Raw genomic sequence first — 14,205 nt, forward strand, 5'->3', positions numbered from 1 at the left:
AAAAAAAATTCGACTTTAAGAATTGTCCAGCCACAGCGCCTTTCGTCATTATGAAAGTTATTCTTAGTTGAAATAACAATATAGTTGGGAGGATTTTGAATGAATGATCATAAAACGTTAATTAATACTGAAGACCAGATTAAATATATTGAAAATAATGATGGACCAACGTTAGGTTATTCCGAAACCTCCGGGGTTACCATTATCCAAAAAGATGGATATTTTTTTAAGGATTTAAACAAAGACGGAAAAATAGATAAATATGAGGACTGGAGGTTAACTCCTGAAGAAAGAGCAAAGGACCTTGCATCTAAAATGACAATTGAGCAAATTGCCGGACTCATGCTATACAGCAGGCATCAAGCCGTACCGGCAGGGAGTAAAGGCTGGTTTGCTGGTACATATGGAGGCAAACCTTACGAAGAAAGCGGTGTAAAGCCATGGGACTTAACCGATGAACAAATCGAGTTTCTATCTAAAGATAATTTGAGACATATCCTTGTAACAACTATAGAAAATCCTGAAACGGCTGCGCGCTGGAATAACAATATTCAGGCATTTGCAGAAGGAACAGGGCTTGGCATCCCAGCAAACAATAGCTCAGACCCACGACATGGTTCAGATTCGAGTACCGAATTCAATGCAGGAGCGGGCGGTAAAATTTCCATGTGGCCTGAGCCGCTGGGGCTTGCAGCTACATTTAGTCCAGAAATAGCAGAAAAATTTGGGGAAATTGCCTCAAAGGAGTATCGGGCATTAGGGATTACAACTGCCCTTTCTCCCCAAATTGATATTGCAACCGATCCACGCTGGTTCCGTTTTAATGGAACCTTTGGGGAAGATTCACAGCTATCTGCAGATATGGCTCGTGCGTATGTGGTCGGGTTTCAGGATTCATCGGGTGATAAAGAAATTGCCGAAGGCTGGGGTTATGACAGCGTCAACGCAATGGTAAAACATTGGCCCGGGGGCGGCTCTGGCGAAAGCGGAAGAGATGCCCACTATGGATATGGTAAGTATGCCGTTTATCCAGGTGGTAATTTTGCAGAACATTTAATTCCATTTACAGAAGGTGCCTTTAACTTACCTGGTAAAACAAAGATGGCTTCTGCTGTTATGCCTTATTACACCATATCAGTTGATCAAGATCCGGTTAATGGGGAAAATATCGGTAATTCTTATAACTCTTACTTAATTAATAAGTTGCTTCGAAACAGATATGGTTATGATGGTGTTGTTTGCACGGATTGGATCATTACTGCCGATGAACCGGAGAATATTGATACATTTGTCGGCGGGAAGCCATGGGGTGTCGAAGAACTGTCCGTTTCAGAACGACATTACAAATTAATTATGGCCGGAGTCGATCAATTCGGAGGCAATAATGAAGCTGGCCCGATTTTGGAAGCGTACCAAATGGGCGTTGCTGAACATGGTGAAGTGTTTATGCGACAACGCTTTGAAGAATCGGCAGTACGTCTATTAAAAAATATCTTTCGTTTAGGTCTTTTTGAAAACCCTTATCTAAAAGTAGAAAAAACTGTTCAAGAGGTTGGGAAACCAGAGTATATGCAGGAAGGATATGATGTGCAGCTAAAGTCTATTGTTATGTTGAAAAACAAGAATCAAATACTGCCATTAAGTAAGGGGAAGGCAGTATATATTCCTAAAAGATTTACGCCTGCCGGCAAAGATTGGTTTGGTAATCCAACATCTGAAAAATACGAATATCCAGTTAGTGTCGAAGTGGCAAAGAAATATTTCAAGGTGACAGATAACCCAGATGAAGCAGATTTTGGTCTGGTTTTTATCAGTACACCAAAATCAGGAACAGGTTATAGCCATGAGGATGTGAAAGAAGGAGGTAATGGGTATGTACCAATCAGCCTTCAGTATAAATCTTATACGGCGAATTTTGCCCGCGAAAAAAGTCTTGCAGGTGATGCGCGTCCGGGTGACGTTTTAAACCGATCTTACAAAGGGAAAACGGTGGTACCAAGTAATACAACCGATTTGGATATGGTGTTAGATACAGTTGAAATAATGAAAGGCAAACCGGTAGTAGTTTCGATTTTGTTATCAAACCCGACGGTTGTCGAAGAATTTGAAGGTAATGTTGATGTTATTCTTGCGAATTTCGGAGTACAAGATCAAGCGATTTTTGAGATTTTAACAGGCGGTGCTGAACCCTCAGGTCTTCTGCCAATGCAAATGCCTGCCAACATGAAAACAGTCGAAGAACAATTGGAAGATGTGGCTCACGACATGGAATGTCACGTGGACACTGAGGGAAATGAATATGACTTTGCCTTTGGTCTAAATTGGTCTGGCAAGATTCAGGATGAAAGAACCGAAAAATATCAAAAAAACAAATAAAATTACAATTACAGTTACAATTACAAAAAACTTTAATACTAAATTATTTATAACTTTGATCCTAGAAAGTGAATTAAAAGAATCTATTAAAAAGTTTTATAAGGGGGAAAGGAAGACAAATGAAAAATAGAAGATTAAGAAAATTAATTGGTTTACTAATGTTAGCTTTACTTATTTTTCCATCATATACTATCACAGCCTTTGCAAAGGATACTGATAATAGAGGGAAAGTTGCCGCTCCAACTCCCTCTTTGCCACCAGGAAAATACTATAAATCACAAACCATTGAATTAGGTTCTAGTACACCAGGTGTTAGTATTTACTATACGCTTGATGGAAGCATTCCAACAAAACAAAGCCTCTTATATACTGAACCAATTACTATAAGCCAAAATACGGTCATAAAGGCAATTGCTATAAGGGGGAACGTTAATAGCAGCGCATTAGAAGTTACCAATGGAAAGACAAATAGTGAGGTGGTTGATTTGACATATACATTTGTAACAAGAGAGTCCATTGCTGATAAATTTTTAAAATTAACTTATAACTCAATGCCATATCGTCTTTATGTACCTGAGAATTACGACCCAACTAAATCTTATCCACTAGTACTATTTTTACATGGCGGCGGGGAACGTGGAACGGATAATGTAAAGCAGATTACTGCTAATGATGGTGCAGTTATTTGGGCAGCACCTGAAAATCAAGCTAAACATCAGGCCTTTGTATTAGCTCCGCAAGCTCGAAACGTACCTGATGGTGGATTTGGAATAACTCGGGATTCCGATAATAATATCAATTTAAGTCGAGTTTTTGAGTTTTCTACAGACCTTGGGACGGCCTATGAAATCCTGCAGCATGTTAGAAATAATTATAATATTGACAGTAACCGCTTATACTCAACAGGATTATCCCAGGGGGGCTTTGGGACTTATAATTTAAATATGAAGTATCCGGATTTGTTTGCTGCGATGGTTCCAATCGCGGGCGGTGGTGATCCAGAAAAGGCTTATTTACTCGCAAATAAACCAATATGGGAATTTCATGCTGTGGATGACAGCGTCATTCCGGTATCTTATTCTCAAAATATAATTGAGGCTATTCGAAATGTAGGAGGAACTCCGATTTACACTGAATATCCAGCTGAATTAATGTATAACCATGGTTCGTGGGTACCGGCTTACGAAAATAAAGAAATGATAGATTGGGTATTTAAGCAAGAAAAACCTGCTAATGTAAGATAGGAGGGGCGAAGATGTTAAATGAACGTTTTTTAATTCTAAATGCCGATGATTTTGGAATGTGTCATTCAACAAATGAAGCTATCAATACGCTATTTACGGAAGGAGCGATTACCTCCGCTAGTCTCATGATGACATGTCCTTGGACATTGGAAGCCATCCATCTTATTAAAAAGAATCCTTCGATGGACGTTGGAATCCATCTAACCCATACATCTGAATGGAATGTTTATAAATGGGGACCGCTTAGTTCAAATATGAATACTCTGGTGGACAAAAATGGGTATTTTCCTGCAGATACCGCTACTGTTTTAAAGCAGGCTGACCCAGACCAGCTTCGGGAAGAAGCAATCGCTCAGATAGAGTTTGCGCTTAAATCAGGGCTAGACCCCACCAACATTGATAATCACATGGGAAGTATGCACCATGTCATGGACATTCTGTTAGACCTTTGCGAAAGGTATCAATTGCCATTAAGATATGCGAAACAAGGTCAATCGGTCAGAACTCAGGCAAATCATGAAGAAATTGTCACTCTTGCAGACAAAAAGGGAATACAATTGCCAGACCATATTGAAATGTTACCTTTTTTTGCACCTGAAGGAAAAGAACCAGCATATCAAATCACAAAAGAGGCAGCGATTAACTGTATTCGCTCATTAAAACCAGGTGTAACGGAATTAGTCTTCCATCCGTCCCTGGATACCAGTGAATTAAAAGGCATCACGGAAACTTGGCCAATGAGGCGGTTTGAATTTGATATATTTCGGGATGAAGAAATCCAGGAACTACTGCGTTCAGAGAATATACAACTGATACAATGGCGTGATTTGCGTAATCGACAAAGACAAATGTGATAAATGAGGCCCGAAATTTGGACGTTAAAAAAGTCTGAATTATCGGGTTGATCTGTTTTATTGGAGGGATTTTAGACTTGAAAAAGATAAGAATAGGTTCCGGAGCCGGATATGCTGGAGATCGGATTGAACCAGTAATAGACTTTATTAAAAAGGGAAACTTGGACTATATTATTTTCGAATGTCTAGCAGAAAGGACCGGAAATCAAGCAGCTCAAGATTGCAGCAGTTCTTGGGATGATGTTTATCACAATGTTGAAAAATACTTGGATTATACGGTAATTGAGACAGGTGAGAAACTTTAATGAGTGATAATAATCCATAATAAAAGCCGGTATTCGATAGAAAGGTCGGAAAATTGAAAATGATAAGTCGCTTTTTTAGTAAGTCTATCTTTGTATTCTCTTTTAAAATGAAGGTAAGAAGGAGATCATATCAAATTCTTAAAAAATATTTTGATAGCGCTTCCAATACGCGTGATCAAAAACAAAAACAAGGGGGAAAACAATGGGTATGGGTAAATTTTTTGTCAGATTTATCGTGGTCATAATGTCAGCTTTTTTAATTCTGACCGGATGTTCCTCGAAGCAAAGCGGCACTGCTAGTAAAGGTGATTCTAATGGAAAAGGCGAACCGTATCAACTGACAATGGCATACATGGCTTTTACAAAGATTGACGATCTGCCATTGGTACAAGAGGAAATCAATAAAATTACCAAGAAAAAGATAAATGCAACCGTTAAACTAATGCCAATTAACGGCTCCGCTTGGTCGCAGCAATCTAACCTGCTGCTGACAGGAAATGAAAAACTCGACTTAATCGTATCCTCATCATTCTTTGGCTATAATACATCTGCTGTCAAGGGGCAATATCTTCCGTTAGATGAACTTCTAGAAAAATACGGTAAAGGGATTTTAGAAGCAGTGCCTAAAACTCTCCTCGAAGGAGACAGAGTGAACGGAAAACTCTATGCCGTACCTAGTGCAAGAGACTGGGGAGTAGATTATGGTTTTATTATGAGAAAGGATATTGTTGATAAATACAAAATTGATCTTTCTCAAGTCAAATCATTTGCGGGTTTAGAAAAGGTGTTTAAAGTTGTCAAAGAAAATGAGCCAACTTTAGCTCCAGTTGTTAATGCAGGTCCATTAACAACGGCAAGCGTCCTTTATGGCGGGAAATATGACGTGCTAGGGGATAGTTTAGGTGTTATGTCATTTAAGGATAAAAAATTTGTCAATATGTTTGAAGACCCGGATTATTTAAATTCAGTTAAAATGACAAGAAAGTGGTTTAAAGAAGGCTATATTATGAAGGATGCAGCAACATCACAAGAAGCAGCAGCCAATATTGTAAAGGCTGGAAAAGGGTTTGGTTACTTTTCTCATATGAAACCTGGGTTTGAAATACAGGAACAAGGAATCACAGGGCATGAAATGGTAGCCGTTAGATTTACAGATGTTTACTCTTACACTGATTCTGCTACATCCTTTGGGATGTCCATTGCGAGAAACAGCCAAAACCCTGAAAAAGCAATGGAGCTCATGAACTTACTTTACACTGACAAAGACATTATGAATTTAATTGCAAATGGTATTGAAGGGAAGCATTACGTAGTTAAATCAGATGGAACTATTAAATTACCGGATGGTGTTAAAGAATCCAAATATGTTTTTGGACAATGGGAAATTGGCAATAATTTCCTAACCTATCCTTGGGAAGGAAACCCGCCAAATTATTGGGAAATTTTTAAGAAGCACAACGACTCTGCTATCTTCTCTCCAGCTTTTGGTTTTACGTTTAACCCAGATCCAGTAAAAACAGAAATCGCCACAGCAACAAACGTACTTAATCAATATAAAGTAGGGATTGAATCAGGTACATTAGATCCCAATAAGAGCTTACCAGAATTCAATAAAAAGCTGAAACAAGCAGGTTTGGAGAAAATCATCGCTGAGAAACAAAAGCAATATGATAAGTGGAAAAAAAATAAATAATTTAGGATGGTTAGGGAGCTGGATTTTACTCCAGTTCTCTTTTTCTATAAGTCTACTAATACCATTCATAATAAAATAAAAGTTAATAGAGGAGTTGGAATGATAGATGTTGTCCTATCAAAACTTACAACCATTATTGAAAAGCTTTGTAGAGAAGGGGCCCGTGGGCTGTTCTTGTGCTGTAATGCACGAAGGGGAAAAGGTATTTGAAGAGTACATTGGCTATGCGGATTTGGAAACGCAAAAACCAATTACATCTGAAACGATTTTTCGAATCCACTCTATGACAAAGATCGTTACATGTGCTGCAGCCTTAATTTTATACGAACGAGGAAAGTTTTTGCTGAATGATCCGCTTGAGGAATATTTGCCCGAATTTAATAATCCTCAGGTCTATCGGACCAGTAAAGAAGGAAAACAGGAAATTTCGCTTGCGTCGAGATCGATTCTAATCAAAGATCTCTTTACTATGACATCAGGGCTGAGTTATAGCTGGGGAACGACGGAACAGGAAAGACGGGTAAAGGAAGTAGAGGAACAATTAAATAACCAAGAGGATTTCACAAAAGAAACCTATATTCGAGCCCTTTCTAAAGCACTAAGTACTATTCCGCTAGCATTTGATCCCGGAACGGCATGGAAGTATGGATATAGTCACGATGTTTTAGGTGCTTTAATAGAGGTCATATCTGGAAAAACGCTTGGTCAATTTCTAAATGAGGAAATCTTTAAACCTTTATCAATGAATAACACATATTTTAATCTGCCTGAAGAGAAAAAAGAGCATCTTTCCAACTTTTATATCCGAAATGAAGAAGGTAAGTTAATTAAAACCTTAGATATGTTTCCGAAAGTTGATACACGTTTTGAGAGCGGAGGTGGAGGGCTTTTCTCTACTCTAGGTGATTATAGCCAATTTGCCCATATGTTAGCCAGTGGAGGAGAATTGAATGGTAATCGAATTATAGGAAGAAATACAATCCAACTAATGTCAACAAATCATTTAAACTCACAAAATTCCTCGGATTTTAATTGGAATCGCCTGGCAGGTTACGGCTATGGTCTTGGAGTGCAGGTCATGATAGATCCACCAACGTCTGGCAGCAACAGTCCTGTTGGTGAATTTGGCTGGAACGGGATGTCAGGAACATGGGTAACTATTTGTCCTAAAGAAAAACTTTCAGCTGTTTATATGCAGCAAATGCTCCCAAACTTTGAAGATTATCAGCAGCAAAGACTAAGATCCGTTATTTATGGATCACTATAAGTCTAATAAAATAATACTTTTACACGAGTCTTGAGTGAATGCTCAAGGCTTTTTGCTTTACTAGCAAGTTTTAAGTATACGACGCTATTGACGACTGAGCTGGGAAAAAAGCGCCTCGAAGGTAATCAATATAGGACTTTTGCACGAATCTGCTGACAAAAAATTTAAAGTTTTTTCATAATTTCAAAAATAAATCATGTATAATATGATTTAGTAGTTTGTAAGGGATTACATCAGGAGGGCTACCTATGCGGAAGATAAAGCCTATTATTAATTCGTTACTGTTTAAACTCTTTTTAAGTGTGTTTTTAATTATTGGACCACTAATCGTTGTTCACATTGTAAATAACTATTATGCGGTAGAAGTGATAAGGAGTCAGGTAGCCCAGTCGAACAAAAATATGCTGAATATTTATATGGACCAAATCGATAAAGGGTTGGAAGGTGTCGGAAAATATATTTTTCAAATCACGCAGAATAATACCGACTTATATTTCCTTCAATATAATGAAAACCTAGATCCCAATGATTATGAAGAAGCAAAAATACGTTTATTTAATTCGATTACCAATCAGTCTTACTTATACACTTCAATCGATTCAATTTTTATCTATTCGGAGGCCTATAAGGATCTATTATTTACACAAAATTCTTCAGATAATTATTTTGCTCGATATGAAGCAAGAGATGAAATTTATCAGTTACTAGAGAAACATCCAGAGGAGCTTAGTGAAGGGAGATGGAATATCTGGAAAGGGGCAAAAGATTATTATTTGATTCAATTTTATAACGTTGATGGAGTATATGTTGGCGCCTGGGTGAATATGGACAAACTTATTACACCGTTTAAATATATTGATTTTGGTGATACAGGAAGAGCCTTGCTGGCAACTTCCAACTTAGAACCCATTACTAATAAGACCTTTATTAAGAAGGAAAAAATAGACTTAACGATTAAACAAAAAAAGTATGTCATAACTGGTGAAAATGATCGATTTGTATTAATGAAGAAAAAATCATCACAAGCTAATTTTTATCTTGCAGCATTGATTCCCGAGAAAGAAATCCTAGAGAAACTTCCATTTTTACAAAGAATTTCGTCGTTAATTACTTTATTAGCTGTACTGTTCTTACTATTTTTTATTTTTATTATGAGAAAAGTCTTTCTACAACCTATCAATCGAATTGTCTTCGCCATGAAGAAGCTGCGAAAAGGAGATTTGGATATACGTCTTCCTGCTAATCGGAATTCGACTGAGTTTCGGGTGATGAATGGAACCTTCAACCATATGGTCTCTGAGATTAAGGATTTAAAAATAAATGTATATGAAGAAAAGATAAATTTACAAAAAGCGGAATTAAAGCATTTGCAGCTGCAGATCAACCCGCACTTTTTCCTTAATTCATTAAATATTATTTATAATCTGGCTACAGTAAAGGATTTTACAGTCATTCAAGAGATGGCTAAATGTTTGGCCAATTACTTTCGGTTTATGTGTCGCAGTAATTCCTATTTTGTTGGCCTAGAAGATGAACTAAAGCATACGGAGAATTATTTGAAAATTCAACAGCTTCGTTTTCCTGAATCCTTTAAATATGATATTGTATCACCGTCAGAATTTTTAAAATGCAAGATTCCTCCACTTGTTATACAAACAATTGTAGAAAATTCAATTAAACATGCTTTTAATCTTGATGATCCTCTTGATATTTTAATAGTGGTAATGAAAGATGATGACCCTGAGTATTTGAACATTAAAATTCAGGATACAGGAGAAGGTTTCCCAGAGGATGTTTTATGCAGTTTGAGAGAAGACAAATCATTGACAAATGAGGAAGGGGAGCGAATGGGCATTTGGAATATTAAACAAAGATTAAGTTTGTTATATCATGAAAAGGCAACCATATTATTTTTCAATGAACTGGGCATGGGAGCAACAGTCCAGATACGAATTCCTAACGAATTAATCTAAAATAAAAAGGTGGCATGGTTATGAGTCAATTTCATGTACTTATCGTTGATGATGAAATTCATTCCATTCGGGGTGTACAAGCGGGAGTTAATTGGGAAAAGTATGAAATCACATCAGTTTATACCGCTAATAACTTAAGACAAGCCCAAGAAGTGTTTTTAAATCACAAGGTTGATTTGTTATTATGTGATATTGAAATGCCTAAAGGCTCCGGCCTGGATTTGTTAAAGTGGGTGCGTGAACAATACTCTGAAACAGAAGCCATTTTTTTAACCTGCCATTCAGACTTTTTCTATGCGAAACAAGCCTTACAATTGAAAAGTTTTAACTATCTACTTAAACCAGTTGATTATCAAGAACTAGAAGAAGTAATCCAAGAAGCCCTAGATAAAATCAAAAAAGATCGAGAAGCAAGAATGGTAGAGGAATCATATCTTCAATTAAAAAAGTCTCACTATACCGTTATGGAAGAACGGTTCTGGTTAGATTTAATTAATCAAGTTTTCCCGGCTACCAAGGAAACAATTGAAAAACAGTTGAAGAATTACCATTTATCTTATTCAGATATAAATACTTTTCTGCCAATTTTATTTCATGTACAAGAATGGAAAGAAGATCTGTCGGTACATGAAGAAAAGGTGAGTCAATATGCGTTGAAGAAGGCTCTTGCTGAAATTGTAGAAGAGTATCATATGGATGGGTATGTCCTTAATTTAGAAGATGGATATGTCTTAATGATTATTGCTCTGGAAGACTCCATCAATTTAAAAGAGTTTAAGGAAAATTGTAATCAGTTTGTTTTAGAATTTGCTGAGTTTTTTTTATGTGATCTTTGCGGTTACATTGGTCATCAGGTTCCTATTGAAGAATTAGTAGGAATGGTCCAAGCCTTGCATGAATTTGATCGAAATAATGTAACCGTAAGTAATAAGACAATGGTATGTAACAATCAAAAAAAATCATTATGTTCTTTACCGTTACTGCCTACAGCTGATTGGACAAGTTTAATGAAAAGTGGTCCAAAAGAAAAATTTTTAGAGTCTATTAATCTATATTTTACAAATTGGAGAAAGGCAGATGAAAATATAACCGCACAATCATTGCATTTGTTTTATCAAGATTTTTTGCAATTAATCTTTTATGTTCTTCAGGTAAAAGGAATTCAAGCCAATCAAGTTTATTCTCAAAACCTACTGACTGAAAAGCCGCAAAGAGTGTTGAAATCTTTAAATTCGCTCCATAATTGGGTTATTTATATAGCAGATGTAGCCATGGACCAGCTTCATTTGCCTCAGGAAAAAGGATCAGTGGTGGATATAGTGAAAAAATATATTCATGATCATCTTGGTGAACAACGGTTATCTCGTGAAGATATTGCCAATTTCGTTTATCTGAATCCGGACTATTTAACAAGATTATTTAAAAAACAAACAGGGTTATCCATATCTGACTACCTACAGCTGCAGCGGATTGAATACGCTAAAAAACTATTACTAGAAACAAAATTGCCTGTAAGTGAAGTAGCATTGTCTGCGGGATATTCAAATTTTTCCTATTTTTCTACTATTTTCAAGAAAGCCACAAAATCAAATCCGATGGAATATCGAAAAAAGTCACTATTTTCAGAAAAGTCGTTATAACAAAAATAAAAAGTCGGATTTTTAGTAAGTGTTTTTTATCCCATCCTCTATACTAAAATTAGTTCTATGGTAACGCTTTCAAAGAAAGATTCATAGAATCGACTAGAAAATAAGGGGGAAAGAAAACGATGAATTGGTTTAAGGCATTTACAAGGTATTTCTTAATCGCAATATCAGCTATTTTAGTTTTAGCAGGCTGTAGTTCAAAGGAAAGCAGTACAAGTAGTAATGATGGTACGGACTCAAAGGGTCAGCCATATCAGATTAACATGGCGTATATCACCTTTACAAAAATAGATGATCTGCCTTTAGTGCAGGACGAAATTAATAAAATAGTTAAAAAGAAGATCAATGCCACTGTGAAGTTAGTACCAATTAATGCTGCTAACTATCAACAGCAAACGAACTTAATGCTGACAGGAAACGAGAAAATTGATTTGGTCGTTTCCTCATCCTTCTTTGGCTATAGTACACAAGCCGCAAAAGGACAATTACTTGCATTGGATGACTTGGTTAAATCTAATGGCAAAGATATTCTGAATGTCGTACCTAAACGTCTTTTAGAAGGCAACAAAGTAAATGGTAAAATGTATGGTATACCAAGTATCCGTGACTGGGGTTCTTATTATGGTTTTATCATGAGAAAAGATATAGTAGATAAATATAAAATCGATCTGTCTCAAGTGAAAACATTTGCTGACTTGGAAAGTGTTTTTAAAATCGTTAAAGAAAAAGAACCAACTTTAACTCCGATTGTAAATACTGGAGGAACAACAGTGGCTTCAGTCCTTGCAGGTGGGAAATATGATATTCTAGGGGACAGCCTTGGAGTAGTTTCCTTTAAAGACAAGAAAGTCGTCAATATGTTTGAAGAGCCAGAATACGTGGATGCGGTTAAGTTGGCGAGAAAATGGTTCAAGGCAGGCTATATTATGAAGGATGCAGCCACTTCACAAGACGCTGCTGCCAATATTGTGAAGGCTAATAAAGGATTTGGCTATTTCTCCCATATGAAACCTGGTTTTGATGTTCAAGAAAAAGGGATCACTGGATATGATATGGTATCTGTGAAATTATCCGATGTATATTCATACACGGATGCAGCAACAGGCTTTAACCTGTCCATTGCCAGAAACAGCCAAAATCCAGAAAAAGCAATGGAATTAATCAATTTACTTTATACGGATAAGGATATTATGAATCTACTTGATAATGGTATCGAAGGCAAGCATTATCAAGTTAAGTCTGATGGAACGATTAAATTACCGGATAATGTTAAGGAATCCAAATACGTGTTTGGACAATGGCAAATTGGAAATAACTTCCTCACTCTTCCTTGGGAAGGGAATCCAGCAAATTATTGGGAAGTCATGAAGAAACATAACGATTCTGCTATTTTCTCTCCTGCCTTTGGTTTCACATTTAACCCAGACCCAGTGAAAACAGAAATGGCCGCTGCAACAAACGTAATTAATCAGTATAAATTAGGACTTGAATCAGGTACCTTGGACCCAGGAAAGAGCTTGCCAGAGTTTAATAAAAAGCTAAAAGCAGCAGGCCTTGATAAAATTATTGCCGAAAAGGAAAAGCAGTTCGAAGCTTGGAAAGAAAAGCAATAAGGAAACAGAGAAAGAGAGCTAGAGGATCTAGCTCTCTTTTTTCATAGAAGCATGGGGACGGTTCTTCTGCTTCCATCTATATCTAGAACTTAGTATTGAAGATATATTCTGAAAAGTCGGATAAACAAAAATAAGAAGTCGTATTTTGGATAGTTTCTATATAACTAGTTTTATAAAATAAAGTTATAAGTTGGAATGATCATTTTGTAAGCGGAAACATTCTGATATGAAAAAGGGGGAAAAGGGATGTCAGAAGTGACAGTAAAGAAATTGGAAGCAGGGATCCAAGCGGTTCCTGCGAAAAAGGTAAACTCCAGGCGGATAAGATTAAAAAGGGCTTTACCACTTTTTATCATGATGATGCCTGGATTGGTTTACTTATTGATCAATAATTATTTGCCAATGTTTGGTCTTATCATTGCTTTTAAAGATATTAACTATGCTAAAGGGATCTTAGCCAGTGATTGGATTGGCTTCAAAAACTTTGAGTACTTGTTTAGTACAAGAGATGCGTTTGTCATAACTCGGAATACCATTCTTTATAATGGCGGCTTTATTATTTTAAATACAGTAATAGCTATCGCTGTAGCAATAATGCTAAATGAAATTAAAAATAAGCTGGCAAAAAGCTTTTACCAAAGTGTCATCCTTTTGCCGTTCCTAATCTCCATGGTAATCGTCAGTTATTTGGGATTTGCCTTCCTTAGTGAAGATGTTGGTTATTTGAATAAAACCATCTTACCAATGCTGGGGCTTGATGGTATCTCATGGTATAACGAAGCCAAATACTGGCCATACATTTTAACCTTTATCAATATGTGGAAAGGTGTAGGTTTCTTGTGTGTGATTTATTTAGCCGCTATTATCGGCATCGATCAAGAATACTATGAGGCAGCCACTTTAGATGGAGCGAATAAATGGCATCAAATCATTCACATTACGATTCCTTCGATTATGCCAGTTATTATTATGATGACCTTATTGGCAATCGGCCGCATTTTCTACTCGGATTTCGGACTGTTCTATCAAGTACCAATGAATTCAGGTGCTATCTATGATACCACCAATGTTATTGATACGTATGTTTACCGAGGTTTAATGCAGCTCGGGGATATCGGTATGTCGGCCGCAGCAGGTTTGTATCAATCCATTGTCGGATTTGTACTTGTTTTATTATCAAATTATCTCGTTCGTAGAAAAAGTAAAGACAATGCATTATTTTAAATTGGAGGTG

The 14,205-nt window shown here is 36.7% G+C and carries 10 protein-coding genes; all 10 read left to right on the forward strand.

The genetic code is table 11. The features are described from left to right. Window positions 1-99 precede the first annotated feature (99 nt). Window positions 100-2,376, forward strand: a complete 2,277-nt coding sequence (locus AAHB15_RS01555) for a glycoside hydrolase family 3 protein (RefSeq protein ID WP_342041631.1) — start codon at window positions 100-102, stop codon at window positions 2,374-2,376. A gap of 119 nt (window positions 2,377-2,495) precedes the next feature. Continuing rightward, window positions 2,496-3,620 carry a chitobiase/beta-hexosaminidase C-terminal domain-containing protein gene (locus AAHB15_RS01560; protein ID WP_342041632.1) on the forward strand — a complete coding sequence of 375 codons (1,125 nt, stop codon included), beginning with the start codon at window positions 2,496-2,498 and terminating at the stop codon, window positions 3,618-3,620. 11 nt (window positions 3,621-3,631) lie between these two features. Beyond that, the gene (locus tag AAHB15_RS01565; RefSeq protein ID WP_342041633.1) at window positions 3,632-4,474 is read left to right on the forward strand and encodes a polysaccharide deacetylase family protein; all 843 of its coding nucleotides are present in this window, start codon (window positions 3,632-3,634) and stop codon (window positions 4,472-4,474) included. Between the two features lie 77 nt (window positions 4,475-4,551). After that, on the forward strand, window positions 4,552-4,779 hold the full coding sequence (locus tag AAHB15_RS01570) for an acyclic terpene utilization AtuA family protein (RefSeq protein ID WP_144562737.1): 228 nt from the start codon (window positions 4,552-4,554) through the stop codon (window positions 4,777-4,779). A gap of 202 nt (window positions 4,780-4,981) precedes the next feature. After that, complete coding sequence (locus AAHB15_RS01575) at window positions 4,982-6,472, forward strand: ABC transporter substrate-binding protein (RefSeq protein WP_342041634.1); 1,491 nt, start codon at window positions 4,982-4,984, stop codon at window positions 6,470-6,472. A 106-nt stretch (window positions 6,473-6,578) separates the two neighbouring features. Then, window positions 6,579-7,739, forward strand: a complete 1,161-nt coding sequence (locus tag AAHB15_RS01580) for a serine hydrolase domain-containing protein (RefSeq protein ID WP_342041635.1) — start codon at window positions 6,579-6,581, stop codon at window positions 7,737-7,739. A 248-nt stretch (window positions 7,740-7,987) separates the two neighbouring features. Further along, the gene (locus tag AAHB15_RS01585; protein WP_144562734.1) at window positions 7,988-9,712 is read left to right on the forward strand and encodes a sensor histidine kinase; all 1,725 of its coding nucleotides are present in this window, start codon (window positions 7,988-7,990) and stop codon (window positions 9,710-9,712) included. Between the two features lie 20 nt (window positions 9,713-9,732). Next, a complete protein-coding gene (locus AAHB15_RS01590) occupies window positions 9,733-11,352 on the forward strand; it encodes a response regulator transcription factor (protein ID WP_186446358.1) in 1,620 nt (539 codons plus the stop codon). A gap of 128 nt (window positions 11,353-11,480) precedes the next feature. After that, the gene (locus tag AAHB15_RS01595) at window positions 11,481-12,971 is read left to right on the forward strand and encodes an ABC transporter substrate-binding protein (protein WP_144562732.1); all 1,491 of its coding nucleotides are present in this window, start codon (window positions 11,481-11,483) and stop codon (window positions 12,969-12,971) included. A 354-nt stretch (window positions 12,972-13,325) separates the two neighbouring features. Then, window positions 13,326-14,195 carry an ABC transporter permease gene (locus AAHB15_RS01600; protein WP_144562832.1) on the forward strand — a complete coding sequence of 290 codons (870 nt, stop codon included), beginning with the start codon at window positions 13,326-13,328 and terminating at the stop codon, window positions 14,193-14,195. Window positions 14,196-14,205: the final 10 nt, after the last annotated feature.

Source organism: Bacillus sp. OTU2372, from assembly GCF_038440275.1.
GTDB classification, from domain to species: Bacteria; Bacillota; Bacilli; order Bacillales; family Cytobacillaceae; genus Neobacillus; species Neobacillus bataviensis_B.

Excerpts from the sequence above, each read along its gene's own strand:
- AAHB15_RS01555 (WP_342041631.1), top strand. The coding sequence starts at position 100 with ATGAATGATCATAAAACGTTAATTAATACTGAAGACCAGATTAAATAT.
- AAHB15_RS01560 (WP_342041632.1), top strand. The coding sequence starts at position 2,496 with ATGAAAAATAGAAGATTAAGAAAATTAATTGGTTTACTAATGTTAGCT.
- AAHB15_RS01565 (WP_342041633.1), top strand. The coding sequence starts at position 3,632 with ATGTTAAATGAACGTTTTTTAATTCTAAATGCCGATGATTTTGGAATG.
- AAHB15_RS01575 (WP_342041634.1), top strand. The coding sequence starts at position 4,982 with ATGGGTATGGGTAAATTTTTTGTCAGATTTATCGTGGTCATAATGTCA.
- AAHB15_RS01580 (WP_342041635.1), top strand. The coding sequence starts at position 6,579 with ATGTTGTCCTATCAAAACTTACAACCATTATTGAAAAGCTTTGTAGAG.
- AAHB15_RS01585 (WP_144562734.1), top strand. The coding sequence starts at position 7,988 with ATGCGGAAGATAAAGCCTATTATTAATTCGTTACTGTTTAAACTCTTT.
- AAHB15_RS01590 (WP_186446358.1), top strand. The coding sequence starts at position 9,733 with ATGAGTCAATTTCATGTACTTATCGTTGATGATGAAATTCATTCCATT.
- AAHB15_RS01595 (WP_144562732.1), top strand. The coding sequence starts at position 11,481 with ATGAATTGGTTTAAGGCATTTACAAGGTATTTCTTAATCGCAATATCA.
- AAHB15_RS01600 (WP_144562832.1), top strand. The coding sequence starts at position 13,326 with ATGATGATGCCTGGATTGGTTTACTTATTGATCAATAATTATTTGCCA.